General features: G+C 72.0%; 24 protein-coding genes. 4 read left to right on the top strand and 20 right to left on the bottom strand.

Going from position 1 to position 24203, the window contains the following annotated elements; genetic code table 11:
* Positions 1-296 precede the first annotated feature (296 nt).
* The 9 genes from ABD817_RS26670 to ABD817_RS26630 form a co-directional block, all read right to left on the bottom strand.
* Positions 297-689, bottom strand: coding sequence for a metal-sulfur cluster assembly factor (locus tag ABD817_RS26670; RefSeq protein WP_344920896.1), 393 nt, complete (start codon positions 687-689; stop codon positions 297-299).
* The gene (gene sufU / locus ABD817_RS26665; protein ID WP_344920895.1) at positions 686-1123 is read right to left on the bottom strand and encodes a Fe-S cluster assembly sulfur transfer protein SufU; all 438 of its coding nucleotides are present in this window, start codon (positions 1121-1123) and stop codon (positions 686-688) included. The genes ABD817_RS26670 and sufU overlap by 4 nt, the downstream gene beginning before the upstream one ends.
* A gap of 118 nt (positions 1124-1241) precedes the next feature.
* The gene (locus tag ABD817_RS26660; protein ID WP_344920894.1) at positions 1242-2501 is read right to left on the bottom strand and encodes a cysteine desulfurase; all 1260 of its coding nucleotides are present in this window, start codon (positions 2499-2501) and stop codon (positions 1242-1244) included.
* Positions 2501-3271 carry a Fe-S cluster assembly ATPase SufC gene (gene sufC, locus ABD817_RS26655; RefSeq protein ID WP_425583412.1) on the bottom strand — a complete coding sequence of 257 codons (771 nt, stop codon included), beginning with the start codon at positions 3269-3271 and terminating at the stop codon, positions 2501-2503. The genes ABD817_RS26660 and sufC overlap by 1 nt, the downstream gene beginning before the upstream one ends.
* A 1-nt stretch (position 3272) precedes the next feature.
* Complete coding sequence (locus ABD817_RS26650; protein WP_344920893.1) at positions 3273-3590, bottom strand: Rieske (2Fe-2S) protein; 318 nt, start codon at positions 3588-3590, stop codon at positions 3273-3275.
* Complete coding sequence (gene sufD / locus ABD817_RS26645; protein WP_344920892.1) at positions 3587-4708, bottom strand: Fe-S cluster assembly protein SufD; 1122 nt, start codon at positions 4706-4708, stop codon at positions 3587-3589. Before sufD ends, ABD817_RS26650 begins: the two co-directional genes overlap by 4 nt.
* Positions 4708-6120, bottom strand: coding sequence for a Fe-S cluster assembly protein SufB (gene sufB / locus ABD817_RS26640; RefSeq protein WP_344920891.1), 1413 nt, complete (start codon positions 6118-6120; stop codon positions 4708-4710). Before sufB ends, sufD begins: the two co-directional genes overlap by 1 nt.
* Positions 6117-6908, bottom strand: coding sequence for a helix-turn-helix transcriptional regulator (locus ABD817_RS26635; protein WP_344921178.1), 792 nt, complete (start codon positions 6906-6908; stop codon positions 6117-6119). The genes sufB and ABD817_RS26635 overlap by 4 nt, the downstream gene beginning before the upstream one ends.
* 105 nt (positions 6909-7013) lie before the next feature.
* On the bottom strand, positions 7014-8246 hold the full coding sequence (locus tag ABD817_RS26630) for a multidrug effflux MFS transporter (protein ID WP_344920890.1): 1233 nt from the start codon (positions 8244-8246) through the stop codon (positions 7014-7016).
* Positions 8247-8504: 258 nt separating this feature from the next.
* On the opposite strand from ABD817_RS26630, the gene ABD817_RS26625 reads away from it, so the two are divergent.
* From ABD817_RS26625 to ABD817_RS26610, 4 genes are all read left to right on the top strand, one after another.
* On the top strand, positions 8505-9413 hold the full coding sequence (locus tag ABD817_RS26625; RefSeq protein ID WP_344920889.1) for an ABC transporter ATP-binding protein: 909 nt from the start codon (positions 8505-8507) through the stop codon (positions 9411-9413).
* Between the two features lie 166 nt (positions 9414-9579).
* Positions 9580-10347 (top strand): ABC transporter permease, encoded by a 768-nt coding sequence (locus ABD817_RS26620; protein ID WP_344920888.1) that lies wholly within the window; start codon positions 9580-9582, stop codon positions 10345-10347.
* A 178-nt stretch (positions 10348-10525) separates the two neighbouring features.
* A complete protein-coding gene (locus ABD817_RS26615; RefSeq protein WP_344920887.1) occupies positions 10526-11929 on the top strand; it encodes a glycosyltransferase family 39 protein in 1404 nt (467 codons plus the stop codon).
* 164 nt (positions 11930-12093) lie between these two features.
* Positions 12094-13011 (top strand): EamA family transporter, encoded by a 918-nt coding sequence (locus tag ABD817_RS26610; RefSeq protein ID WP_344920886.1) that lies wholly within the window; start codon positions 12094-12096, stop codon positions 13009-13011.
* A gap of 135 nt (positions 13012-13146) precedes the next feature.
* Here the strand turns inward: ABD817_RS26610 and ABD817_RS26605 are convergent, their stop codons facing one another.
* From ABD817_RS26605 to ABD817_RS26555, 11 genes are all read right to left on the bottom strand, one after another.
* Complete coding sequence (locus ABD817_RS26605) at positions 13147-13830, bottom strand: GntR family transcriptional regulator (RefSeq protein WP_344920885.1); 684 nt, start codon at positions 13828-13830, stop codon at positions 13147-13149.
* Between the two features lie 138 nt (positions 13831-13968).
* A complete protein-coding gene (locus tag ABD817_RS26600) occupies positions 13969-14694 on the bottom strand; it encodes an ABC transporter ATP-binding protein (protein WP_344920883.1) in 726 nt (241 codons plus the stop codon).
* On the bottom strand, positions 14687-15613 hold the full coding sequence (locus tag ABD817_RS26595; protein WP_344920882.1) for an ABC transporter ATP-binding protein: 927 nt from the start codon (positions 15611-15613) through the stop codon (positions 14687-14689). The genes ABD817_RS26600 and ABD817_RS26595 overlap by 8 nt, the downstream gene beginning before the upstream one ends.
* On the bottom strand, positions 15610-16617 hold the full coding sequence (locus ABD817_RS26590) for a branched-chain amino acid ABC transporter permease (RefSeq protein WP_344920881.1): 1008 nt from the start codon (positions 16615-16617) through the stop codon (positions 15610-15612). Before ABD817_RS26590 ends, ABD817_RS26595 begins: the two co-directional genes overlap by 4 nt.
* Positions 16614-17507: a branched-chain amino acid ABC transporter permease gene (locus tag ABD817_RS26585; protein WP_344920880.1), complete on the bottom strand. Its 894-nt coding sequence runs from the start codon at positions 17505-17507 to the stop codon at positions 16614-16616. Before ABD817_RS26585 ends, ABD817_RS26590 begins: the two co-directional genes overlap by 4 nt.
* Positions 17504-18676: a branched-chain amino acid ABC transporter substrate-binding protein gene (locus ABD817_RS26580; protein ID WP_344920879.1), complete on the bottom strand. Its 1173-nt coding sequence runs from the start codon at positions 18674-18676 to the stop codon at positions 17504-17506. The genes ABD817_RS26585 and ABD817_RS26580 overlap by 4 nt, the downstream gene beginning before the upstream one ends.
* A 141-nt stretch (positions 18677-18817) precedes the next feature.
* Entirely contained in the window at positions 18818-19819 is a 1002-nt protein-coding gene (locus ABD817_RS26575) for a proline racemase family protein (RefSeq protein WP_344920878.1), read from the bottom strand.
* Between the two features lie 46 nt (positions 19820-19865).
* Complete coding sequence (locus tag ABD817_RS26570; protein WP_344920877.1) at positions 19866-20759, bottom strand: dihydrodipicolinate synthase family protein; 894 nt, start codon at positions 20757-20759, stop codon at positions 19866-19868.
* Entirely contained in the window at positions 20756-22249 is a 1494-nt protein-coding gene (locus ABD817_RS26565) for an FAD/NAD(P)-dependent oxidoreductase (RefSeq protein ID WP_344920876.1), read from the bottom strand. Before ABD817_RS26565 ends, ABD817_RS26570 begins: the two co-directional genes overlap by 4 nt.
* A 7-nt stretch (positions 22250-22256) precedes the next feature.
* Positions 22257-22685, bottom strand: coding sequence for a (2Fe-2S)-binding protein (locus ABD817_RS26560; protein ID WP_344920875.1), 429 nt, complete (start codon positions 22683-22685; stop codon positions 22257-22259).
* Positions 22686-22797: 112 nt separating this feature from the next.
* Entirely contained in the window at positions 22798-24123 is a 1326-nt protein-coding gene (locus ABD817_RS26555; protein WP_344920874.1) for an NAD(P)/FAD-dependent oxidoreductase, read from the bottom strand.
* Positions 24124-24203 lie beyond the last annotated feature (80 nt).

Genomic DNA, 24203 nt, shown 5'->3' with positions numbered 1-24203 from the left:
AACGCACGGCCTGAGGCCGCGCTGGATCAACGCCCAATGGGGGCGGTAGTGCGGTGCAAGTCGAGGCGCACCGCACGGGGCGGGTCTAGCTTACCCGCACGCAGTCAAACCACGATCAAGCATACCCGGCGTTCGCAGTGCCGGGTTCGGTCGGGGCGTCCGGCAGGAGCCGGTCGCTTGTCCGTCGGTCGGAGTCAACACTCCCGGCCGGGCTTTTCTTCCCGGCCTCGGAAATCCTCTCACACAATTGGGCACGGCCCGAACCCAGGGGTGCGAGCCGTGCCGTGAGTCACGTCTCAGACGTTGAAGCCCAGCATCCTGAGCTGCTCGCGCCCCTCGTCGGTGATCTTGTCCGGGCCCCACGGCGGGAGCCACACCCAGTTGATCTTCACGTCGGAGACCATGCCCTCCAGGGCCGAGTGCGCCTGGTCCTCGATGACGTCGGTCAGCGGGCAGGCAGCGCTGGTCAGCGTCATGTCGATGGTGGCGACCGGCAGAGTGCCCCCCTCGGCCTTCTCCGCGCCCTCCGCGGCCTCGGCGGCGTCCAGGTGGAGCCCGTAGATCAGGCCCAGGTCGACGACGTTGATGCCGAGCTCGGGGTCCACGACGTCCTTGAGGGCCTCCATGACCTCGTCATGGGTGGTGTCCCCGTCGTACGCCGTGGTGGGGGTCTCAACAGCCTTGCTCATTCGGTGCTCCTCACGACCGCGTCCTTGTAGGCCATCCACGCCAGTAGCGCGCACTTCACCCGGGCGGGGAACTTGGCGACCCCGGCGAAGGCGACGGCGTCGCCCAGCACGTCCTCGTCCGCCTCGACCTTTCCCCTGCCCTGCATGAGCCGGGTGAACTCGTCCACGATGCCGAGGGTGTCGTCGACGGTCGAGCCGGTGGCCAGCTCGTGCAGCACGGAGGCCGCGGCCTGGCTGATGGAACAGCCCTGCCCGTCGTAGGAGACGTCCTCGACCTTGCCGCCGTCGCCCAGTTTCACGCGCATGGTGATCTCGTCACCACACGTCGGGTTCACGTGGTGGACCTCGGCGTCGTACGGATCGCGGAGTCCCCTCCCCTGCGGGTGCTTGTAGTGCTCCAGGATCAGCTCCTGGTACATGGACTCGGCGATCATAGGGTCGTGCTCACCTTCTCGTTCGCTGCGCCGTGCGCTCGCGCGTCGCCGGGCGCCGTGCGGCGGGCGTGTCCCGCCCGCCGTCCGCCCGTCCGCCGGCTCGACTGCTCGGGCATGGCTAGGCGAACACCTTCCGCACGTGGTGGAGGCCGCGGACCAGGGCGTCGATCTCGGCCGGTGTGTTGTAGAGGTAGAAGGACGCCCGTGTGGTCGCGGGAATCCCGAATCGCAGGTGGAGCGGGCGGGCGCAGTGGTGTCCCACGCGCACGGCCACCCCGAAGTTGTCATCCAGGATTTGCCCGACATCGTGCGGGTGAATCCCCTCAAGGGTGAACGAGACCGTACCGCCCCGGTCCGTGAGGTCCAGCGGGCCGATCACCCGCAGCCCCGGGATCTCCCCCAGGGCGTCGAGCGCGTACGCGGTGAGCTCGCGCTCGTGACGCACGACGGCGTCCATCCCGATCTCGGACAGGTAGTCGACCGCGGCGCCGAGGCCGATGGCCTCGACGATCGGCGGGGTGCCCGCCTCGAACTTGTGCGGCGCGGGCGCGTAGGTCGAGTGGTCCATCCAGACCGCCTCGATCATCTCGCCGCCGCCCAGGAAGGGGGGCATCGCCTCCAGCAGCTCGCCTCGGGCCCACAGCACGCCGATCCCCGACGGGCCGACGACCTTGTGGCCGGTGAAGGCGAGGAAGTCGACGCCCAGCGCGGCCACGTCCACCTTCTGGTGGGGCACCGACTGGGAGGCGTCGAGCATCATCAGCGCGCCGACCTCGCGGACCCTGGCGAGCACCGGGGCGACCGGGTTGAGCGTGCCCAGCACGTTCGACTGGTGCACGATCGAGACGATCTTCGTGCGCTCGGTGACGAGCTCGGCGAGGTTCGACAGGTCCAGGCGGCCGGAGTCGGTGACGGAGAACCACCGCAGCGTCGCGCCGGTGCGCTGCGCGAGCATCTGCCACGGCACGATGTTGGAGTGGTGCTCCATCTCGGAGATGACGATCTCGTCGCCGGGGCCGAGCCGGAAGCGGGGGTCCTCGGCGATGGGGTTGCCGAAGGCGTACGCCACCAGGTTGAGCGCCTCGGAGGCGTTCTTGGTGAAGACGACCTCGTCGCGGTCGGGCGCGCCGATGAAGGCGGCGACCTTGTCACGGGCGTTCTCGTACGCCTCGGTGGACTCCGCGCCCAGCACGTGCATGGCGCGGCCGACGTTGCTGTAGTGCATCGTCAGGTGCTCGCGCATCACCTCGACCACCTGGGCCGGCTTCTGCGCGGAGTTGCCGGAGTCGAGGTAGATCAGCGGCCTGCCGCCGGGAAGCTCGCGGGAGAGGACCGGGAAGTCCTTCCTGATCCTCTCCACGTCAAGGCCGGTCTCCATCAGGCCGACGCCTTCGTGTACGCCTCGTAGCCCTCGGCCTCCAGCTTCTCGGCGAGCTCGGGGCCGCCCTGCTCCACGATCCGCCCGGCGGAGAAGACGTGGACGAAGTCCGGCTTCACGTAGCGCAGGATGCGGGTGTAGTGGGTGATGAGCAGCACGCCGGTCTCGCCGGAGCGGAAGCGGTTGACGCCCTCGGAGACCACGCGCAGCGCGTCGACGTCGAGGCCGGAGTCGGTCTCGTCGAGGACGGCGATCTTCGGCTTGAGGAGCTCCAGCTGGAGGATCTCGTGGCGCTTCTTCTCACCGCCGGAGAAGCCCTCGTTGACGTTGCGCTGGGCGAAGGTCGCGTCGATGGACAGGGCGTCCATGCCGGACTTGAGGTCCTTGGCGAAATCGCGGAGCTTGGGAGCCTCGCCGCGGATGGAGGTGACGGCGGTGCGCAGGAAGTTGGAGACGCTGACGCCGGGGACCTCGACCGGGTACTGCATGGCGAGGAACAGCCCGGCGCGGGCGCGCTCGTCGACCGTGAGCTCCAGCAGGTCGACCCCGTCGAGCAGGACCTGGCCGCCGGTGACGGTGTACTTGGGGTGGCCCGCGATGGCGTACGCGAGCGTGGACTTGCCCGAGCCGTTGGGGCCCATGATGGCGTGGGTCTCGCCGGCCCGCACGGTCAGGTTGACGCCGCGCAGGATCTCCTTGTCGGCGACGGTGACGTGCAGGTCGCGGATCTCCAGGGTGGACCCCGAGGGGACTCGGCTCGTGTCAGACACTTTATGACTCCTTCGAGAGCGAGACGAGGACGTCATCGCCGTCGATCTTTACTCGGTATACGGGAACGGGCTTGTTGGCGGGCGGGCCGGTGGGCTTGCCCGAGCGCAGGTCGAAACACGAGCCGTGCAGCCAGCACTCCAGGGTGCCGTCGTAGACCTCCCCCTCGCTGAGTCTCACCTCGGCGTGGGAGCAGACGTCGTGCAGCGCGAAGACCTCCTCGCCCTGGCGGACCAGGGCGACGGGGGTGCCGTCGACCTCAAGGCCGACCACTCCCTCGTCGGGGATGTCGGCGAGCTTGCAGACCTTCTCGAACGTCACTTCTCAAGCTCCGCCTCGACCCGGGCGAGCACCCGCTCGCGAAGCTCGGGAACCTCGATCTTCTCCAGCAGCTGCGCGAAGAAGCCCTTGACGACGAGACGGCGAGCGTCGTCGTGGGGGATCCCCCTGGCCTGGAGGTAGAAGATGTGCTCGTCGTCGAGACGGCCCGAGGCGCTGGCGTGACCGGCCCCGGCGACCTCGCCGGTGAGGATCTCCAGGTTGGGCACCGAGTCGGCGCGGGCGCCGTCGGTGAGCAGCAGGTTGCGGTTGAGCTCGTAGGTGTCGGTGCCCTCGGCCTCGACGCGGATGATGACGTCGCCGATCCAGACCGCGTGGGCGTCCTGGCCCTGCAGCGCGCCCCGGTAGTCGACGTTGCTGCGGCAGCCGGGCTTGGAGTGGTCGACGAGCAGGCGGTGCTCCAGGTGCTGGCCGGCGTCGACGAAGTAGAGGCCGTTCAGCTCGGCGTCGCCGCCGGGGCCGTCGTAGGAGACCGACGGGGAGAGCCTGACCAGGTCGCCGCCGAGGGTGACCACGAAGCCGCGGAAGGTCGCGTCCTTGGCCAGCAGGGCGTGGTGGTGGGAGACGTGCACGGCGTCGTCGGCCCAGTCCTGGAGGCTGACGACCTTGAGGGTGGCGCCCTCGCCCACGACGAACTCGACGTTGTCGGCGTAGACGGCGCTGCCCTGGTGGTCGAGGACGACAACGGCCTCGGCCATCGGCTCCAGCCGCACGACCGTGTGGCCGTACGCGGCGCCCTGGCCGGACCCGGTGAGGGTGATCACGGTCGGCTTGGAGGCGACGGCCTCGCGCGCGACCGTGACCACGGTGGCCTTCTCGAAGGAGGCGTAGGCCTGGGCGCTGATCCGGTCGGCGGGCACGTAGGCCCTGCCGACCCGCTGGTCGTCGCGGCCGACGGTCTCCACGGTGACCTCGGGGGCGGCGTCGACCTGCACGACGACGTTCGCGGAGGCCGCGACGCCCTCGTGCAGGCCCTTGAGCCGGGAGAGCGGGGTGAAGCGCCACTCCTCCTCCCGGCCGGTCGGTACCGCGAAGTCGGCCACGTCGTACGAGGCCTTCTCGTGGAGGGTCGACAGGGGTTTTCCGGTGTCGAGACCCATCAGCCGACGGCCCCTTCCATCTGCAGCTCGATCAGGCGGTTCAGCTCCAGGGCGTACTCCATCGGGAGCTCGCGGGCGATCGGCTCGACGAAGCCCCGGACGATCATCGCCATCGCCTCGTCCTCGCCCAGGCCGCGGCTCATCAGGTAGAAGAGCTGGTCGTCGGAGACCTTGGAGACGGTGGCCTCGTGCCCCATGGAGACGTCGTCCTCGCGCACGTCCACGTAGGGGTAGGTGTCGGAGCGGCTGATCTGGTCGACGAGGAGCGCGTCGCACTTGACGGTGCTGGCGCTGCCGTGAGCGCCCTCCTCGATCTGGACCAGGCCTCGGTAGGAGGTGCGGCCGCCGCCTCGGGCGACGGACTTGGAGATCACCGAGGAGCTGGTGTTCGGCGCGAGGTGCACCATCTTGGCCCCGGCGTCCTGGTGCTGGCCCTCACCGGCGAAGGCGACGCTGAGGGTCTCGCCCTTGGCGTGCTCACCCATGAGGTAGACGGCCGGGTACTTCATGGTGACCTTGGAACCGATGTTGCCGTCGACCCACTCCATGGTCGCGCCCTCGTACGCCACGGCGCGCTTGGTGACCAGGTTGTAGACGTTGTTCGACCAGTTCTGGATGGTCGTGTAGCGGCAGCGGGCGCCCTTCTTCACGATGATCTCCACGACCGCGCTGTGCAGCGAGTCGGAGGAGTAGATCGGCGCGGTGCAGCCCTCGACGTAGTGGACGTAGGAGTTCTCGTCCACGATGATCAGGGTCCGCTCGAACTGGCCCATGTTCTCGGTGTTGATCCGGAAGTAGGCCTGGAGCGGGATCTCCACGTTGACGTTCGGCGGCACGTAGATGAAGCTGCCGCCGCTCCAGGTGGCCGTGTTCAGCGCGGCGAACTTGTTGTCGCCGACCGGGATCACGGTCCCGAAGTACTCCTTGAAGATCTCCTCGTGCTCCTTGAGCGCGGTGTCGGTGTCGACGAAGATGACACCCTTCTCCTCAAGGTCCTCGCGGATCTTGTGGTAGACCACCTCGGACTCGTACTGGGCGGCGACGCCGGCGACCAGGCGCTGCTTCTCCGCCTCCGGGATGCCGAGCTTGTCGTAGGTGCTCTTGATGTCCTCGGGCAGGTCCTCCCAGGAGGCGGCCTGCTTCTCCGTCGAACGCACGAAGTACTTGATGTTGTCGAAGTCGATCCCGCTGAGGTCGGAACCCCAGTTGGGCATGGGCTTCTTCCCGAAAAGGCGCAGCCCCTTCAGACGAAGGTCCAGCATCCACTCCGGCTCGCTCTTCAGCGCGGAGATGTTGCGGACGACCTCTTCGGACAGGCCACGCCGGGCCGTCGCTCCCGCGGCGTCCGAGTCGGCCCAGCCGAACTTGTAATTCCCGAGGCCTTCCAGCTCCGGGCGGTCGGTGACAGTCACCTTCCGGTCTCCTTGCTCGATGTGTCGATCGTTTCGTGGATTGCCGTCGATTGCGCCGGATCGGGTGCCGGGGAGCCCGTCGCGTGCTCCCTCGTGCCCGGCCCGGGTGTCCTGTGGGGGCTCACGTGCGTGGTGCACACGCCGTCGCCGTGGGCGATGGTCGCGAGCCGCTGCACGGGGGTGCCGAGGATGCGCGCGAACGCCTCCGTCTCGGCCTCGCACAGCTGCGGGAACTCCGCGGCCACGTGCGCCACCGGGCAGTGGTGCTGACACAGCTGCTCGCCGCCGAGGCTGGCCTTGCTCGCCGAGGCGGCGTAGCCGTCGGCCGACAGGGCCTCGGCCAGGACGCGGACCCGCTGGTCGGCGGGGACCTCGCTCATCCTCGGCCGCAGGCGGTCGACCAGGCCGGCCACCTGTGAGCGGGCGAACTCCGCCACGGCCTCCTCGCCCACGCGCTCGGCCAGGAAGCGCAGCGCGCTCCCGGCGAGGCCGTCGTAGGCGTGCTCGAAGGCGCTGCGGCCCGCGTCGGTGATAGCGAACAGCTTGGCCGGTCGCCCGCGCCCGCGCTGGCCTCGCGGCCTGGCGGTGCGGGCCTCGGCCATCCCCTCGGCCAGCAGGGCGTCGAGGTGCCTGCGGACGGCCGCCGGCGTGAGGCCGAGCCGCTCGCCGAGGGCGGCGGCGGTGATGGGCCCGTGCTCCAGGATGAGCCGGGCGACACGCGCTCGCGTGCTGCGCTCGGCGGACACGCCGGAGGGCCGCGCGAAGGCGGTTCCCTCGGTGCCCTGCATCCCGGTCACGTATTTCACAACATCAGTGTGCCGTAATTGCTTCCTCAGTTACAAACCCGATGCCCGGCCCTCCGGAATGTGGTTCGTCACGCAGGTAAGCCTTACCTAACCTGGGGAAACGCTCCGCGAGGTCCCCCGCAGCCCGACGAAGACGGCGAGCGCGGCGACGGTGAAACCGGCCAGGACGACGGCCATCGGCAGTGCCGATCCCTCGCCGCCCAGACCCACCAGCGGAGCGGCGAGCGCGCCGAGCCCGAACTGCAGCACACCGGTCAGCGCGGCCGCGCTCCCGGCGACCTGCGGGGGCTGACCGGCCAGGGCGAGCGCGGCGGTGCCCGGCAGGACGAGGCCCGCCCCGCACATCATCGTCAACAGCGTGGCGACCAGCATCGGCAGGGGCAGGTGGAGCAGTGCCGTGACGAGCACCCCGGCGGCCCCGGCCACGCTCAGGAACAACCCGGCGAGGATCAGCCGGGCCGGGTCCAGCCGCCCGGCGAGGCGCCCGCCGATCTGCGCGGTGACGGTCAGGCCCAGCGCGTTCAGCCCGAACACCAGGGAGAAGGTCTGCGCCGAGGTGTCGTAGACGTCCTGGAGCACGAAGGGCGACCCGGAGATGTAGGCGAACATGGCCGCGAAGCCCAGCCCGCCGGACAGGGTGGCGGCCATGAAGGGGCGGTCGCGGAGCAGGTGCCAGAAGGTGACGAGGGTGTGCCGCAGCCCGCCGTTCTCGCGCCGGGCCGCGGGCAGCGTCTCGCGTACCCCGAACAGCGCGGAGGCCAATAGCAGGAGCCCCGAGACGCTCAGCGCGACGAACACGCCCCGCCAGGAGGTGTGGTCGAGCAGTTGCGCGCCCGCGATCGGGGCCAGGATCGGCGCGAGGCCGGTGACGAGCATGAGGGTGGCGAAGATGCGGGCGATGGCCGCCCCCTCGTACAGGTCGCGGACGACCGCGCGGACGATCACCAGCGCGGCGCCGCCCGCGATGCCCTGGAGCAGGCGGAACCCGACCAGCCCGTACACCGAGGGAGAGAAGGCGCACAGCAGGGAGGCGGCGGCGTAGGCGGCGATGCCGACCAGCAGCGGGCCCCGCCGGCCGCGCGCGTCGCTGATCGGGCCCGCGACGACCTGCCCGACGGAGAATCCAATGAGGCAGGCGGTGAGGGTGAGCTGCACCCGCGCCTGCCCGCTGCCCAGGTCGGCGGCGATGGCGGGGAAGGCGGGCAGGTACATGTCGATCGACAGGGGGCCGACCGCCGACAGCGCGCCCAGGATGAGCAGTAACAGTGACCTGCGCCGTACGGTCGGCGCCACCTCCGGCTCGACGACGGCCGCGGTCATACCCGTATCCCCTTTTCGGTCGCAGGTCTCTGGTCGCAGGTCACGCCCCCTGGCTACGGGCGATGACGGGCCCATGGGGGCCGAAGCGTCCCAACCAACAACCGGTCATCCGAATTCCTGTATTTCGGAAATTTTCTCGGAAAAAGCTTTAAGTGCCGGTCGGGCGGGTCCGGTTCCGGCCGGTGAACGGGCCCGGGGCGGCCCCGGAGGCGTGGTCCGGGAGAGTGACCGGCGGGCGCAGTCCCTAAACTCGTGGCCATGGACTCCCCAGCCGTCGAGATCGTCGACCTGGTCAAGAGATACGGCGGGACGACCGCGATCGACGGCCTGACCTTCACCGCCGCCCGTGGCGCGGTCACCGCGGTGCTGGGCCCCAACGGGGCCGGCAAGACCTCCACCCTGGAGATCTGCGAGGGGTTCCGCGGGGCCGACGGCGGCAGCGTGCGGGTGCTCGGGCTCGCCCCGTCGAGGCCGGAGCTGCGGGCCAGGGTCGGGGTGATGCTCCAGGCGGGCGGCGTTCCCCCCGCGTCCCGCTGCGGGCAGTGGCTGCGGCTGATGGCCCGCTTCCACGCCCACCCGCTCGACCCGGCGGCACTGCTGGAGCGGCTGGGGCTGAGCGAGCACGCCCGCACCCCGTACCGCAGGCTCTCCGGCGGCCAGCAGCAGCGCCTGTCGCTGGCGGGGGCGGTCATCGGCCGTCCCGAGCTGGTCTTCCTCGACGAGCCGACCGCGGGCCTGGACCCGCAGGCCAGGCACGCCTGCTGGCAGCTGGTGGAGGACCTGCGCGCGAGCGGGGTCTCGGTGGTGCTCACCACCCACCACATGGACGAGGCGGAGAAGCTCTCCGACCAGATCGTGATCATCGACCGCGGCAGGGTGGTCGCCCAGGGCACCCCCTCCTCCCTCACCGGTGCCGAGCGGCAGCTGCGCTTCCGCGCCCGGCCCGGCCTCTGCCTGGACGAGCTGCTCGCCGCCCTGCCCGCCGGCAGCGCGGCCAAGGAGTCGCCGTCGGGGCACTACATCATCGAGGGGCAGGTCGCGCCCGGCCTCCTGGCCACGGTGACGACCTGGTGCGCCGCCGAGGGCGTGACCGCCGATGACCTCAGCATCGAGCGGCGCACCCTGGAGGACGTCTTCCTGGAGCTGACCGGGCGTGAGCTGCGATGACGCCTCCCGCGCCCTTCGCCCGGGTGACGTCCTCGAAGCCCTTCGCCCCGCTGACGCTCCCGGAACCCCTTGCTCACCCGACGACTCCGAAGCCCCCTCGCCGGCGCCCCGCGCGTGTCCGGGCGCGGCCCGAGCCATGCCGAACACCAGATCGCAGGAGAGCCCCATGACGACCCTGGACCTCACGCCGGCCCCCGGAGCCGCGCCGCTGGGCCGGATGGTGGCGGCCCAGACCGGCGCGGAGATCCGGGCGATGCTCCGCAACGGCGAGCAGCTGCTGCTCACGATGATCATCCCGGTGCTGCTGCTCGTCGGCCTCTCCTCCGCCCCGATCGTCGACGTGGGCGGCGGTTCCCGGATCGACTTCATGACCCCCGGGGTGCTCGCGCTCGCCGTGATGTCCACCGCCTTCACCGGGCAGGCCATCGCGACGGGCTTCGAGCGCCGGTACGGCGTGCTGAAGCGGCTGGGCGCGACCCCGCTGTCACGGACCGGGCTGATGCTGTCCAAGACGCTCGCGGTGATCGCCGTGGAGGTCATCCAGGTGGCGGTCATCTGCGCGGTGGCGCTCGCCCTGGGCTGGCACCCCGAGGGCTCGCCACTCGCGGCGCTCCTGCTGGTCGTGCTGGGCACCGCCGCGTTCAGCGGGCTCGGCCTGCTGATGGCGGGGACGCTGCGCGCCGAGGCCACGCTCGCCGCGGCGAACCTCGTCTACCTGCTCCTGCTCGCCTGCGGCGGGGTCGCCTTCCCGCTGGCGAAGTTCCCCGAGGCGGTACGGCCGGTGCTGGAGCTGCTGCCGATCTCGGCGCTGACCGGAGGGCTCCGCACCGTCCTGAGTGACGGCGCGGGACCGCCGCTCGCGGCCGTGGCGATCCTCGCGGCGTGGGCGGCGGTGTCGCTCTTCCTGACCTCCCGGACGTTCCGCTGGGAATGACCCGGCCGGAAACCTCGTACTAGGCATCACTTAACCGGGAGTATCCCCACTTATCACGTCAAAAGATCAACGAGGATGATCGCCACGATCTACCATCCTCCAAGTGATCATTACCGGAACGCGATCTTCATCCCGTCCGGCGACACGACATACGGGGCGAATCTGGCCAAGTTTGGCCATGGGGATCGTTGCCACGCTTGTCGCCGTCGCGGGCTCCTCCACGGTCTCCCAGTCGTCGGACGAGCTCGCCACCCTCAGCGCGGCCCGCCGTGGCGCCGGGGGACTCTGGGAACTCGCCCAGCACATCGACGGGCACTTCCTGCCCTACTACGGGTTCATGCACCTGTGGCTGGAGTTCGGGCAGGCCGAGTGGTGGATGCGCCTGCCCTCGGCGCTCGCGACGGGCGCGGCCACCGCGCTCATCGCCGACCTGGGACGCCGGCTGAGCTCGCAGCCCGCCGGACTGACCGCCGCCGCCGTCTACGTCTTCCTGCCCTCGGTCTCCTACCACGGGCAGAACGTCCGCTCCTACGCGTTCGCCGCCGCCGCCGCGGTCCTGGCCACCTGGGCGCTGTACCGGGCGATCGAGGAGCCCGGACGGCGCGGCGCCTGGTGGAGGTACGCCGCCGCCGTCGCGCTGCTGGGCTGCACGCAGGTGTTCGCGCTGCTCGTACTGGCCGCGCACCTGCTCGCCATCGGGGTGTACGGGCGGGGCGTCCTGCCCAGGACGCTGGCCTGCATGGCCCTGGGCTCCGTCCCCGGGGCCGTCTGGGCGGCGGTCGGCTTCGCCGAGCGGCACGCGATCAGCTGGATCACCATGCCGGGACCCGACGTGTTCCTGGCGCTGCCCAAGATGGCCGGGGGCACCGCCCTGGCGGGGTGCGTGGTGATGGCCGTCGCGGCGGCCGCCCCGTTCCTGAGCCGGCGGCACGGCGCCGACCGGCTCTGGATCGTCCTGCTGGGCGCCTGGGCGCTCCTGCCGCCCCTGCTGCTGTTCACCCTGTCGCACCTGGTCTCGCCGGTCTACGTCGACCGCTACCTGTTTGCGACGGTGCCCGCGTACGCGCTGCTGGCCGGGCTCGCCCTCGCCGCGCTGCCCCGCCTGCCCGCCGGGGTCGCGCTGGCGGGCGTCCTGGCGGCCGGGATCCCCGGCCAGCTGGACTTCCGCAAGGAGGACGGGCACCACGAGAACTTCCCCCGGGCGGTACGGATCCTCGCGAGCGAGGGGCGGCCGGGCGACGCCCTCCTCTACGGGCGCTCCTCCCTGCGCGAGGGTTTCCGCTACTACGACGAGACACGGCACGGCGGGAGGGGGCTGCCCGACGACGTGCTGCTCGCCGGGCCCGGCCCCCTGCCCGACTCCTTCGGCTACCCCGAACGCTCCGACGTGGCCGCCGCGGTGGCCGGGCGCGAGCGGGTCTGGGTGATCTGGCGGGGCGGATCCGAGGCGGCCTCGCGCGTCGGCCGGGTCACCACCCTGGTCAAGGAGGGATTCGTCCGGGCCAAGGCCTGGCGGACGGGTCGCGTACCCGGCATGACCGTGGCGCTCTACACCCGCGAACCCGCGCCGGACGCCGGATAGACGACGAAGCCCTCCCCGCGGGGGAACGGCCCGTTGGCGGAAGGGCCGCTCTCCCGCCGGAGCGTCCCTTGGCGGCGCCGTCTCGCATCGCGGACGCCACGGAAAAGGAGAGCCCCGATCAGTAAGGTGTCATCTATTACTTTGCACCTGGCATGAGGAGAGTCGTGACCGCCGAAGCCCTGCACGGGCCCGCCGAGCCGTACAAGCCGGGACTGTCCGGGCCCGGAGCGCTGCTGAGAGCCGCCTCCGACGCCATCCCGCCGTCCGGGCTGGTACTGCTGGCCATCATGTCGGTGCAGGTGGGTGCGGGTTTCGCCAAGGATCTCTTCTCCCAGCTGCCGCCGAGCGCCGTGGTGTTCCTGCGGATCGCGACGGGCGCGCTGATCATGGGGTTGGTCGTCCGGCCCCGGCTGCGCGGGCTGTCCAGGGCGGACATCGGGGCCGGGGTGGCGTTCGGCGTGACGCTGGGCGTGATGAACCTGTCGTTCTACGAGGCGCTCGCCCGGCTGCCCATGGGCATCGCGGTGGCGATCGAGTTCCTCGGCCCGCTCGGCGTCGCGGTGGCGGCCTCGCGCCGTCGCCTCGACCTGCTCTGGGTCGCGCTAGCCGGGTCGGGCGTGGTGCTGCTGGCCCCATGGGGCTCGGGGGCGTCCAGGATCAACTGGGCCGGGATCGCCTTCGCGCTGGTGGCGGCGATCTGCTGGGCCGGTTACATCCTGTTGTCGGCCTCGGTCGGCCGCCGCTTCCCCGGGACAAGCGGCCTCGCCCTGGCGATGATCGTCTCCTGCGTGCTGGTCGCCCCCGCCGGGATCGCCTCGGGCGGCACCGACCTGCTCCAGCCCGAACTGCTGCTGATCGGGCTCGGGGTGGGGCTGCTGTCGTCGGTCATCCCCTACTCGATCGAGCTGGAGGCGCTGCGCAGGATGCCCAAGCGGGTCTTCGGCATCCTGATGAGCCTGGAGCCCGCGATGGCCGCGCTGGTCGGGCTGGTCATCCTGGGCGAGGTGCTCCAGGTCCGCGAGTGGGCCGCCATCGGCTGCGTGGTCATCGCCAGCGTCGGCGCCTCCCGGAGCACCGGCTGACCCCCTCCCGGTGCTCCCTGGCGGTTCGCCCGGACGGTTCGCCCGCTTGCCCACCGAGCCGCGCCGCCACGTCCCGTCCCGCCCGCCCGGCGAGCCGCCGTCCCCGTCCCGTCTCGTTCCGGCCGCCGGGCCGCGTCACTCCTCGGGCCGGCTGGCCCAGATGCCGCGGACGTGCCGGATGTGGGCGCGCATCAGCCGCTCGGCACCGCTCGCGTCGCCCTCGGAGAGCAGGGCGAGCAGCGTGAGGTGCTCGCGGGCGGAGTCGGTGAGGGTGCCGCTCCGGTGCAGGGCGGACAGGCCGTACAGGCGGGCCCGGTTGCGCAGGTCGCGGACCACCTCCACGAGGTGGGAGTTGCCCGCCAGGGCGAGCAGGTCGAGGTGGAAGCGGATGTCGGCGTCGACGTACGCGAGCAGGTCACCGCGCTCGGCGGCGTCGACGATCGCCTGGGCCAGCGGGCGCAGTGTCTCGAAGCTCGGCGCGCGCCCGGCGTCGGCCAGCTGCGCCACCGTGGGCACCTCGATGAGCCTGCGGATCTCGGTCAGCTCGTCCAGGTCCCGATCCGACAGCTCCGTGACCCGGAAGCCCTTGTTGCGTACCGCCTCGACCAGGCCCTCCTTGGCCAGGTCGAGCATGGCCTCGCGCACCGGGGTCGCCGAGACCCCGAACTGGGCGGCGAGGACCGGGGCAGAGTAGACCAGGCCGGGCCTCATCTCACCGGCGATCAGGGCCGCCCTGAGCGCGTGGGCCACCTGCTCCCGCAGGCTCTGCCGCTCGCTCACGGCCGGCAGGTCGAGCCGGCCGTCCGCCCTAGGAGCCATACCGGAGCCTCTCGTGTCGCTCGCGTCCGCGCCTCGTCGGCGGAACCCGCCACCCCCTCATCCTCCCAGGCCATGAGGGGGCCTCCGAACACCCGGGGGGCGATCCCGCGGGCACGGCGCCGACGGCGGGCCCGCCGGTCATCTCCGCCCGCTCTCCCCGGCCCCGCCGAGGTAGGCCTCGGCCACCCGGGGGTCCCGGCGGAGCTCGGCGGCGGGCCCGTCGAGGACGCACTCACCGTTCTCGATCACGTAGCCGCGGTGCGCGATCCCGAGGGCGGCGACGGCGTTCTGCTCGACCAGCAGCACCGAGGTGCCCTGGGCGTTGATGCCCGCGATGAGCTCCATGACCGAGGCGACCACCAGGGGCGCCAGGCCCATGGAGGGCTCGTCGAGCAGCAGCAGCCGGGGTCCGGTGACGAGCGCCCTGCCGATGGCGAGCATCTGCTGCTCGCCGCCCGACAGCGTGCCGCCCTGCTGTGCGCGCCGCTCGGCCAGGCGGGGCAGCACCTCGTAGACGCGGTCGATCCGCGCGCGGAGCTCCGCCTGGTCGCGGACGAGGTAACCGCCCAGCTGGAGGTTCTCGTGGACGCTGAGCGTGCTGAAGATCCTGCGGCCCTCCGGGACGTGCACCAGGCCGCGCGCGGTGATCCTGTGCGGTTTCTCCCTGGTGATCCCCTTCCCGTCGAAGGTCACCCTGCCGCCGCTGGGCCGCAGCAGTCCCGAGATCGCGGACAGCGTGGTGGTCTTGCCCGCGCCGTTGTTGCCCAGCAGGGCGACGATCTCGCCCTCGGCGACGCCGAGGGACAGGCCGCGCAGGGCGTGTACGCCGCCGTAGTGGACGTCCAGCCCGTCGATGTCAAGCATGGGCGTCTCCCCCGGCGGTGCCGTCCTTCCCCTCGGTCTCCCCGCCCGTGCCGCCTTCCGCCGCGCGGTCCTTCCCGGCGCCGTCTCTCCTTACGCCGTCTCTCCCCACGCCGTCTTTCCCGTTCGTCGTGGTCCCGCCGGTTTCGCCCCCGGTGGCGGCGGTGTCACCACCGAGGTAGGCCTCGATGACGGCGGGGTCGCGCCGGACGTCCTCGGGGCGGCCGTCGGCGATCTCCCTGCCGAAGTTGAGCACGACCACGCGCTCGGAGACCTCCATGACCAGGCCCATGTCGTGCTCGATGAGCACGATGGCCACCCCCAGCGCCTGGACGCGCCGGATCAGGTCGAGCATCTCGGCCTTCTCGCCCCGGTTGAGCCCGGCCGCGGGTTCGTCCAGCAGCAGCAGGTCGGGGCGGCGGGCCAGGGCACGGGCGATCTCCGTACGGCGCTGCTCACCGTAGGGGAGGTTTCCGGCCCGCCCGTACCGGTCGCCGCGCAGGCCGACGAAGTCCAGCCAGTGGTGGGCCTGCTCGGTGCACTCACGCTCGGAGCGCCGGTAGCGCGGGGTGTGCAGCAGGGCGTCCAGGACACTCTGGCGCAGCCACAGGTGCGATCCGGCGCGTACGTTGTCCAGGACCGACAGCTCCCCGAACAGCCGCAGGTTCTGGAAGGTCCGCGCGACGCCCAGGCCCGCGATGGCCGAGGGCCGCAACCCCGGCAGGTCCCTGCCGCGCAGGGTGATCCGGCCGGAGGTCGGCCGGTAGAAGCCGGTGACGCAGTTGAAGGCCGACGTCTTGCCCGCCCCGTTGGGCCCGATCACCGAAACGATCTCCGCCTCGTCCACCGAGAACGACAGGCCGTCGATGGCCACCAGCCCGCCGAAGGTCAGGCGCAGGTCGGCCACGCTCAGCAGGCTCACGGGACCTCCTTGGAACGGGCCGGCCAGATCCCCTGCGGTCGCAGGAGCATGAAGGCGATGAGGAGTACGCCGAACAGGAAGAACCGGTAGTCGGCGAGGTCGCGCAGGATCTCCGGCAGGACACTGATCACGACGGCGCCGACGACGACGCCGGGCGTCGAGCCCATGCCGCCCAGGACCACGGCCATCAGCACCAGCGCCGACGACAGGAAGGTGAAACTGCCCGGCGAGATGGCCGACAGCTGCGCGGCGAACAGCACCCCGGCCAGGCCGCCCCAGACCGCCCCGGCGATGTAGGCGGCGAGCTTGACCCGGTAGGTGTGCACGCCCATCGCCTCGGCGGCGTCCTCGTCTTCCCTGACGAAGCGCCAGGCCCGGCCCAGGCGGGAGCGGCCCAGCCGCGCCGCGCCGAGGACGGCCAGCGAGACGACGGCCACGGTGACGTAGTAGAAGGCCGCGGGATGCTCGACCAGGTGCGGGATGCCGTAGATGCCCGAGGGCCCGCCGGTGACGTCCAGGTTGTTGGCGGTGATTCGGATGATCTCACCGAAGCCGAGGGTCACGATGGCGAGGTAGTCGCTGCGCAGGCGCAGGGTCGGGGCGCCGATGACGATCCCGGCGACGACCGTGACCACGAGCACGGCGGGCACCGTGGCGAGCAGCGGCAGGTCGAAGCGGGTGGCCAGCACGCCGCTGGTGTAGGCGCCGACCGCGAAGAAGGCGACGTAGCCCAGGTCGAGCAGGCCGCAGTAGCCGACCACGATGTTCAGCCCGGCGGCGAGCATCACGGCGATGGCCGCGCTGGTCATGACCGACAGCGCGTACGGCGTGGCGTCGACGAAGGGGGCCAGCAGCGCGACCAGCAGCCCGGCGAGCCCGGCCCACCGGTTCCGCATCAGCCTCGACGCCCGGCTGGGCGGCCTGCCGGTGCCGAGGCGGCGGACCCCGGTCGCGGCGGGCCCGGCGGGTCCGGTGGACTCACCGAGCCCGGCAGGCCCGGTCATACGCGCTCCGTGACGCGCTCGCCGAGCAGACCGGTGGGCCGCACCGTCAGGAACAGGATCAGCACCCCGAAGGCGAACACGTCGCGCCACTCACCGCCCAGCCAGAACGTGCCGAACGACTCCAGCAGCCCGAGCAGCAGGCCGCCGAGCATCGTGCCGGGGATGTTGCCGATGCCCCCGATGACGGCCGCCGTGAAGGCCTTGAGCCCGATCAGGAAGCCCATCATGAAGTCGATCTTCCCGTAGTAGGCCCCGGCCATCACGCCCGCGGCCCCCGCCAGCGCCGAGCCGACGAAGAAGGTGCGGGAGATCACCGCGTTGACGTCGACGCCCATCAGCGCGCTGGTGCGCGGGTCCAGCGCGATGGCCCGCATGGCCCGGCCCTCGCGGGTGCGGGTGACCAGCAGGTTGAGCCCGGCCATGAGGAGCACCGCCACGCCGATCAGGACGATCTGCTGCACGGTGAGCCTGGCCCCGAGGATCTCCATCGAGGTGCCGCCCAGCCGTACCGGGTAGACCCTCGGGTCGGCCCCGGCCACCGCGCGCATCCCGTACTCCAGGGCGAAGGAGGCCCCGACCGCGGTGATCAGCAGGGACAGCCGCGGGGCGCGGCGGAGCGGGCGGTAGGCGATCCGCTCCAGCGCCACCCCGGCCAGGCCGGTGACGACCATGGTCGCCAGGAGCACCGCGAGCAGCAGCGGCAGGGCCGTCGAGGAGGACACGCCGCCGACCGCGCCGAGGATGGCGAAACCGGCGAACGCGCCGAGCATGTACAGGTCGCCGTGGGCGAAGTTGAGCAGCTTGATGATCCCGTAGACCATGCTGTACCCCAGGGCGACCAGGGCGTAGAACGAGCCGACGAACAGCCCGTTCCAGACGAGCTGCGTCACCGGAGGGCGTCCTGCAGGGCGAACCCGTCGCCCTTGACGACGAGGATCTGGAAGCCGCCGTTGGCCAGGGTGTGCTCGGGGGTGAACTTCAGCGGCCCGGAGAACATCGAGAAGCCGTCGATCGCCTCGAGCGCCGCGATGACCTTGTCGCCGTCGGTGGACCCCGCCTTGGTGACCGCCTCGGCGGCGAGCCGCACCGCGTCGTAGGCCTGGTTGGAGTACGGGCCCGGCTCGGAGGCGTACTTCTTCTTGTACGCCTCGATCCAGCCCTCCGCGCCCTGGAGGGTGTCGGGCGTCTGGGTCATCGTGGCGTAGAGTCCCTCGGCGGCCTCGTCTCCGGCGATCTCCACCAGCTTGGGGGAGACCGAGCCGTCGCCGACCATGATGGAGCCCTCGTACCCGGCCTGCCGGAGCTGGCGCGCGATCAGGCCGCCCTCCTGGAAGTAGCCGGTCCAGTAGACGAAGTCGGGCTTCTTGGCCAGCACGTTGGTGATGTTGGCGCTGTAGTCGCTCTCCTTCGGGGTGACCGCCTCGGTGATCACGGCCTCGGCTCCGCCGGGGGTCTCCAGGAGGGCCTGGGTACGCAGCGCGATGTCCTTGGAGTAGCTGGTGTTGTCGTGCATGAGCGCGACACTCCCGGACCCCTGCTTGGTGATCCACTTCTCTGCGGCCTCGGCCTGCTGGGAGCCCGTGCCGTTGATCAGGAAGACGTGCTTGAGCTTCTGGTCGACCAGCTCCTGGGAGTTGGCGGCCGGGATGATCATCGGGATTCCGGCCTTGCCGAAGATCGGCAGGGTGGGGAGCGTCGCGCCGGAGCAGTAGCCGCCCACGGAGACGTCGATCCCCTCGGTGACCAGCTTGTTGGCGCCCGCCGCGGCGGACTGGGCGTCACAGGCGTCGTCGGCGGTCCTCAGCTCCAGCTTGCGGCCGAGCACACCGCCCTTGGCGTTGATCTCGTCGACCGCGAGCCGCGCCGCGTTGCTCATGTAGGGGCCGATGGCGGCCTCACTGCCCGACTGCGGGATCAGCATGCCGAGGACGATCGGCTCGTCCTTCGCGGCGGCCGTCTGGCCTCCGCCTCCGTCACCGAGCAGCCCCTGGCCGCATCCGGTGACCAGGAGGCCGAGAACGGCCAGCGACGTGAAGCACTTCAGGGGGATGGCACGCATATGCGGCTCCTCACATCTGGTGATGTGTGATATTGCACGTGCGATACACGTACACGTCAAGGGCCGAAACAAGACCGTTAGCGTTGAGACGCCGTTTCCCCGTGACGCGCCACCCACCGGAGATGGCGACGTATCCGCAGATCAGAGGAGGAATCCCGCGGGGAACGGGTCGCGGGGGTCGAGGAAGTACTGGGCGGTGCCGGTGACCCACGCCCGCCCGGTGATGGCCGGAACCACCGCGGGCAGGCCCGCCACCTCCGTCTCCCCCACGAGCCGCCCGACGAAGCGGGTACCGATGAACGACTCGTTCACGAAGTCGGTCTCCAGGGGGAGTTCGCCCCTGGCGTGCAGCTGGGCCATCCGGGCGCTGGTGCCGGTGCCGCACGGCGAGCGGTCGAACCAGCCGGGGTGGATCGCCATCGCGTGCCGCGAGTGCCGGGCGTCCGCGCCGGGCGCGGTGAACTGCACGTGGTGACAGCCCCGGATGCCGGGGTCCAGCGGATGGACGGGCTCGTCCCGCTCGTTGATCGCCTCCATGATCGCCAGGCCCGTGTCGAGGATCCGCTGCCTGTGCGCGCGATCGAACGGCAGGTCCACGGACTCGACGGGCAGGATCGCGTAGAAGTTGCCGCCGTAGGCGAGGTCGTAGACGACCTCCCCGACACCGGGCACCTTGACCACCCGGTCCAGCCCCGCGCTGAAGGAGGGCACGTTGGTGATGGTCACCTCCTCGGCGGCGCCGTCCTCGACCCGGACCTCGGCGACGACCAGCCCGGCGGGGGTGTCCAGCCGGATGACGGTGACCGGTTCGGTCACCTCGACCATCCCCGTCTCGACGAGGACGGTGGCGACGCCGATGGTGCCGTGCCCGCACATGGGCAGGCAGCCGGAGACCTCGATGTAGAGCACGCCGTAGTCGGCGTCGGGCCGGGTGGGCGGTTGCAGGATGGCCCCGCTCATCGCCGAGTGGCCGCGCGGCTCGTACATGAGCAGGGTGCGGACGTGGTCCATCTCGGCCAGGAAGTGCTCGCGCCGCTCGGCCATGGTCGCGCCGGGGATGACCCCCACTCCCCCGGTGATCACCCGGGTGGGCATGCCCTCGGTGTGGGAGTCCACCGCGTGGAAGACCCTCTTCGTTCTCATCGACTCTCCTCGCGGGAAAGGGTACGGGACGGGTCTGGCGCGGGCCCTAGCGCAGTCCCTCGGCCAGGGCCTTCTCCGTGGCGGCGCGTACGGCGGCCTCCTGCTCGGGGGCGAGGCCGAGCCTGGGCGGGCGGCACGGTCCGCCGTTACGCCCGGCCAGGTCCATGGAGAGCTTGATCGCCTGGACGAACTCCGGCCTGGAGTCCCAGCGAAGCAGCGGGTGCAGCGCGCGGTAGAGCGGCAGCGCGGTCGCCGTGTCCCCCGAGGCGGCCGCCCGGTACAGGGCCACGGTCGACTCGGGCAGCGCGTTGGGGAATCCGGCCACCCAGCCGACCGCCCCGGCGGTGACCAGCTCCAGCAGCACGTCGTCGGCCCCGGCCAGCACGTCCAGCCCGGGGGCGAGCTCGGCGATCTCGTAGATCCGGCGGACGTCCCCGCTGAACTCCTTGACCCCGGCGATCAGGCCCTCGGCGTGGAGGGTGGCCAGCAGCCGGGGGGTGAGGTCCACCCGGGTGTCGAAGGGGTTGTTGTAGGCCACCACCGGCAGACCGGCCGAGGCCACCTCGCGGTAGTGCTCCACCACGGTCCTGTCGTCGGCGCGGTAGGCGTTCGGCGGGAGCAGCATCACCGCGCGGCATCCGGCCTCACCGGCCTGTTCGGCCCAGCGCCGGGCCTCCAGGGCTCCGTAGGCGGCAACGCCCGGCATGACGCGGTCGCCGCCGACGGCCGCGACCGCGGTCTCCACGACCGAGGCCCGCTCCTCGGGGGTGAGCGTCTGGTACTCGCCCAGCGACCCGTTCGGCACGACGCCGTCGCACCCGGAGGCGACCAGCCACCGGCAGTGCTCGGCGTAGCCGTCCAGGTCGACGGAGAGGTCCGCGCCCAGGGGCAGCGCGGTGGCCACCGTCACACCGTGCCAGGGCTTCACGGGGGTCGTCATGGTTCGTCCTTCCGAGGGGTTTCCCGCCGATTCGCGTTCGGATCCGAGTCCGGGAGGACCTCCGCGTGGTCCGGGCGCGAGGGGATCCCCGGCTCGCCCGGCTCCGCGGAGGTCTCCCGCCGATCCGAGGAGGCCCGTGGCCGCGCGGCGAGGTCGCCGAGCCTGACGGGCTGGGCGATCGGGCGCCGGGGCGGCGCGGGGTCCTCACCGGCGAGGCACGCGACCGCGTAGCCGCACATCCTGCCCTGGCACCACCCCATCCCCGGGCGCGCCAGAAGCTTGACGGAGCGCGCGTCGACGGCCCCCATGGCCTGAGCCTCCCGTACGGCCGACAGGGGCACCTCCTCGCAGCGGCACACGAGCGTGTCGTCGCGGAGCCACTCCTGCCAGCCGGGCCGTACCGGGTAGGCGTCCATCAGGGCGTGCGCGAAGGCGGCGAGCCGGTTCCTGCGCCGGGACAGGGCCGGGTCGGGCGGCACCGGGCGGCCCAGGTCCGCGGCGGCGGACCTGCCCGCGATGCGCCCCTCCACCTCGGCGAGCGCCGCCCCGCCGACCCCGGTGGACTCCCCCGCCGCGTAGACGCCGGGCACGCCGGTACGCATGCCCTCGTCCACCGCGACGACCGGGCTGCCGTCGGGGTCGCGGCGGGTGGCGCAGTCCAGCTGGACCGGCAGGTCGAGCTGGGGGACGAACCCGTAGCCGCAGGCGAGGGTGTCGCACTCGACGGTCCGCGTCGAGACCGGCCGCCAGTCGCCGTCCAGGCTCGCCACGGTGACGTGGGTCAGCGCGGTGTCGCCGTGCGCGGCGACCACCGCCTCGCGGCGGCGGTACGGGATCCGGTGGCGGGCCAGCCGCGCCCCGTACCCGAGGGCCTCCCGGGCCCGTCCCGCGACGAGCAGCGGGTGCCTGGCGAGCCCGAACCCGCCACCGGCCTCGTGGACGCCGAGCACCCGGGCCCCCGCGTCCGCCAGGCCCGCGGCGACCGGGAGCAGGAACGGGCCGGTTCCGGCGACCACGATCCTGCGTCCCGCGAGGACCAGGTCGCCCTTGAGCAGCGCCTGCGCGCCGCCCGCGGTGAGCACCCCCGGCAGGTCCCAGCCGGGGAACGGCAGCGGCCGGTCGTACGCGCCGGTGGCGATCAGCAGCCCGCGCGCGGTCACCGTCCGGGGCCGCTCCTCGCGATCTCCCTCCAGGCACCGTACGGTGATCGTCCCGTCCGCGCGTTCGACCGCCCAGACCCGATGGCGCGTCAGCACCTCGGCGCGCTCGCGGAGCGTCTCCCACTGGCGGGTGAATCTGCCGAGGCCGTGGTGGAGCGCGCCGGGCCGTGCGGCGTGGAAACCCTCGGCGGGGTGCCGGAAGTACTGGCCGCCCGGCCTGGCGGCCCCGTCGATCAGCACGACGTCCAGCCCGGCCAGGGCGGCGGTGAGCGCGCCCGCGACCCCGGCGGGACCGGCGCCGACCACGGCGAGGTCGTGAATCCGCGTCATCGGCCGCTCACCCCTCCGTACCGGGGGTACCGGGGGCGCCGGGAGCGGACGCACCCGGGGCGGGCGGCTCGCCGTCCGTCGGCTCCCCCGGCCCGGCCCCGGCCTCGTTGTCCGGGTCCTCCTGGGCCTCCGGGCCCTGAGTCGGGGGTGGAGAACCGCCGGTGGTGACCGTGTCTCCCGGGAGGGCCTCGGTCAGGCAGGCACGCAGGGACGGGATCCCGTTCACCGTGACCAGGCAGTCGAAACAGACCCCGATGCCGCAGAACAGCCCGCGCGGGCGCCCGCCGAACCTGGTGGTGCGCCAGGAGCGGACGCCCGCGCCGTGCATGGCGGCGCCGACGGTCTGGCCGGGGACCACCGGGACGGGAGCGCCGTCCACGCTGATCTCGAACCCCGGCTCGGGCCGCGCCCCCACCAGGCGGTACGGGTCCCTCATCGGACACCTCCGCCGGGAAGGCGTCGAATCCGGCCTGGGCCGCAGAAGCGTGGGTCTCGGGAAGCCATGCCTTGGGAAGCCGGGCCTTGGGAAGCCGGGCCTCGGGAGCAGGTCAAGATGCCTCCCGGGGGAAGCGGTCCGGGCGGAAGGGGGTGAGGTCCAGGTCGGGGCGGAGCCCGGCGAGGAGCTGGGCGATCAGGTGGCCGGTGGCCGGGGCCAGGCCGATGCCCGCCCCCTCGTGGCCGCAGGCGTGGTACAGCCCCGGAACCCGGGGATCCTCCCCGATCACCGGGAGGTGGTCGGGGCAGTAGGGGCGGAAGCCGCAGTAGGCGCGGATCACCCGGTACGCCGCCAGGGCGGGGAACAGCTCCACGGCCTGGCGGGCGAGACGTTCGAGCACCGGGACGGAGACCGTGCGGTCGAAGCCGACCCGCTCGCGGCTGGCGCCGATGAGCACCGGCCCCGACGGGGTGCTCTCCACGACGGCGGACGCCTCCAGCCCCTCCGAGTCGCTCGCCACCGAGGTGGCGTAAGCGGCGGTGTAGACCTTGTGCCTGATCAGCGTTCCGGCGAGCGGCTCGGTGACCAGGATGAAGCCGCGCCTGGGCAGGATCGGGACGCGCACACCGGCCAGCGCGGCGATCTCGCCGCCCCAGGTGCCCGCGGCGTTGACGACGGCTCCGGCGAGGATGTCGCCGTGGTCGGTGGTGACCCCGGTGACCCGGTCACCGTCGCGGACGAAGCCGGTCACCGTGACGCCGGTACGCAGCATCAGGGCACCGTGGCCGAACCGCTCGGCCCCCCTCCGGATGAGCCTGGCCGCCGCCAGCATGGGCTGGACCTGGGCGTCCTGCGGGTAGAACACGCCTCCGGCGAGCCCTTTCGCCAGGTGGGGCTCGTAGTCGCCGAGTTCGCCCGGGGCGACGGCGACGTGCTCGACGCCCTGCTCTCCCGCCAGGCCGGTGAGCGCCTCCAGGATCTCGTCCGTCTCGGCGACCACCAGGCCGCCCTTGGCCTCGAACTCGAACCCCCCGCCCGGCTCGAACCCCGCGCCGCCCGGCGCGACCCGGCCCGGTGACCCCGCCCCGGACCCGGCACCACCCGCTCCGCCGTCACTCGCCCCGGACCCGGCACCGGCACCACCCGCTCCAGCACCGGCACCGGCCCCACCGGCGTGCCCGCCCCCCGGTCCACCCTCGGAGCCGATCCGGGAGTCGGCTCCGGCCAGGTCTCGCCAGAGCCGGTTGGAGAGCAGCGCCAGGTCGAGTTCGGGGCCCGGTTTCTTGTCGGAGACCAGGATGTTGCCCTCGCCCGCCCCCGTCGTGCCGCCCGCCACCGCCCCCCTGTCGACGACCAGCACGTCCAGCCCCGCACGGGCGGCGTAGTAGGCGCAGGCGGCACCGACGACCCCGGCGCCGACGACCACGACGTCCGGCATGCCTCACCTCGCTCCCGCACCTCGGGCTCGCCAGTACTATGTCACATACCTTTTAGCCGATCAATGCACCAGAACGGACA

Origin of the sequence: Streptosporangium oxazolinicum, from assembly GCF_039537505.1 — a bacterium.
Taxonomy (GTDB): domain Bacteria; phylum Actinomycetota; class Actinomycetes; order Streptosporangiales; family Streptosporangiaceae; genus Streptosporangium; species Streptosporangium oxazolinicum.
This window is presented reverse-complemented; position numbering and strand designations above follow the sequence as displayed.

Excerpts from the sequence above, each read along its gene's own strand:
- ABD817_RS26670 (WP_344920896.1), bottom strand. The coding sequence starts at position 689 with ATGAGCAAGGCTGTTGAGACCCCCACCACGGCGTACGACGGGGACACC.
- sufU (WP_344920895.1), bottom strand. The coding sequence starts at position 1,123 with ATGATCGCCGAGTCCATGTACCAGGAGCTGATCCTGGAGCACTACAAG.
- ABD817_RS26660 (WP_344920894.1), bottom strand. The coding sequence starts at position 2,501 with ATGGAGACCGGCCTTGACGTGGAGAGGATCAGGAAGGACTTCCCGGTC.
- sufD (WP_344920892.1), bottom strand. The coding sequence starts at position 4,708 with ATGGGTCTCGACACCGGAAAACCCCTGTCGACCCTCCACGAGAAGGCC.
- ABD817_RS26635 (WP_344921178.1), bottom strand. The coding sequence starts at position 6,908 with ATGCAGGGCACCGAGGGAACCGCCTTCGCGCGGCCCTCCGGCGTGTCC.
- ABD817_RS26630 (WP_344920890.1), bottom strand. The coding sequence starts at position 8,246 with ATGACCGCGGCCGTCGTCGAGCCGGAGGTGGCGCCGACCGTACGGCGC.
- ABD817_RS26625 (WP_344920889.1), top strand. The coding sequence starts at position 8,505 with ATGGACTCCCCAGCCGTCGAGATCGTCGACCTGGTCAAGAGATACGGC.
- ABD817_RS26620 (WP_344920888.1), top strand. The coding sequence starts at position 9,580 with ATGACGACCCTGGACCTCACGCCGGCCCCCGGAGCCGCGCCGCTGGGC.
- ABD817_RS26615 (WP_344920887.1), top strand. The coding sequence starts at position 10,526 with ATGGGGATCGTTGCCACGCTTGTCGCCGTCGCGGGCTCCTCCACGGTC.
- ABD817_RS26605 (WP_344920885.1), bottom strand. The coding sequence starts at position 13,830 with ATGGCTCCTAGGGCGGACGGCCGGCTCGACCTGCCGGCCGTGAGCGAG.
- ABD817_RS26600 (WP_344920883.1), bottom strand. The coding sequence starts at position 14,694 with ATGCTTGACATCGACGGGCTGGACGTCCACTACGGCGGCGTACACGCC.
- ABD817_RS26590 (WP_344920881.1), bottom strand. The coding sequence starts at position 16,617 with ATGACCGGGCCTGCCGGGCTCGGTGAGTCCACCGGACCCGCCGGGCCC.
- ABD817_RS26580 (WP_344920879.1), bottom strand. The coding sequence starts at position 18,676 with ATGCGTGCCATCCCCCTGAAGTGCTTCACGTCGCTGGCCGTTCTCGGC.
- ABD817_RS26575 (WP_344920878.1), bottom strand. The coding sequence starts at position 19,819 with ATGAGAACGAAGAGGGTCTTCCACGCGGTGGACTCCCACACCGAGGGC.
- ABD817_RS26570 (WP_344920877.1), bottom strand. The coding sequence starts at position 20,759 with ATGACGACCCCCGTGAAGCCCTGGCACGGTGTGACGGTGGCCACCGCG.
- ABD817_RS26565 (WP_344920876.1), bottom strand. The coding sequence starts at position 22,249 with ATGACGCGGATTCACGACCTCGCCGTGGTCGGCGCCGGTCCCGCCGGG.
- ABD817_RS26560 (WP_344920875.1), bottom strand. The coding sequence starts at position 22,685 with ATGAGGGACCCGTACCGCCTGGTGGGGGCGCGGCCCGAGCCGGGGTTC.
- ABD817_RS26555 (WP_344920874.1), bottom strand. The coding sequence starts at position 24,123 with ATGCCGGACGTCGTGGTCGTCGGCGCCGGGGTCGTCGGTGCCGCCTGC.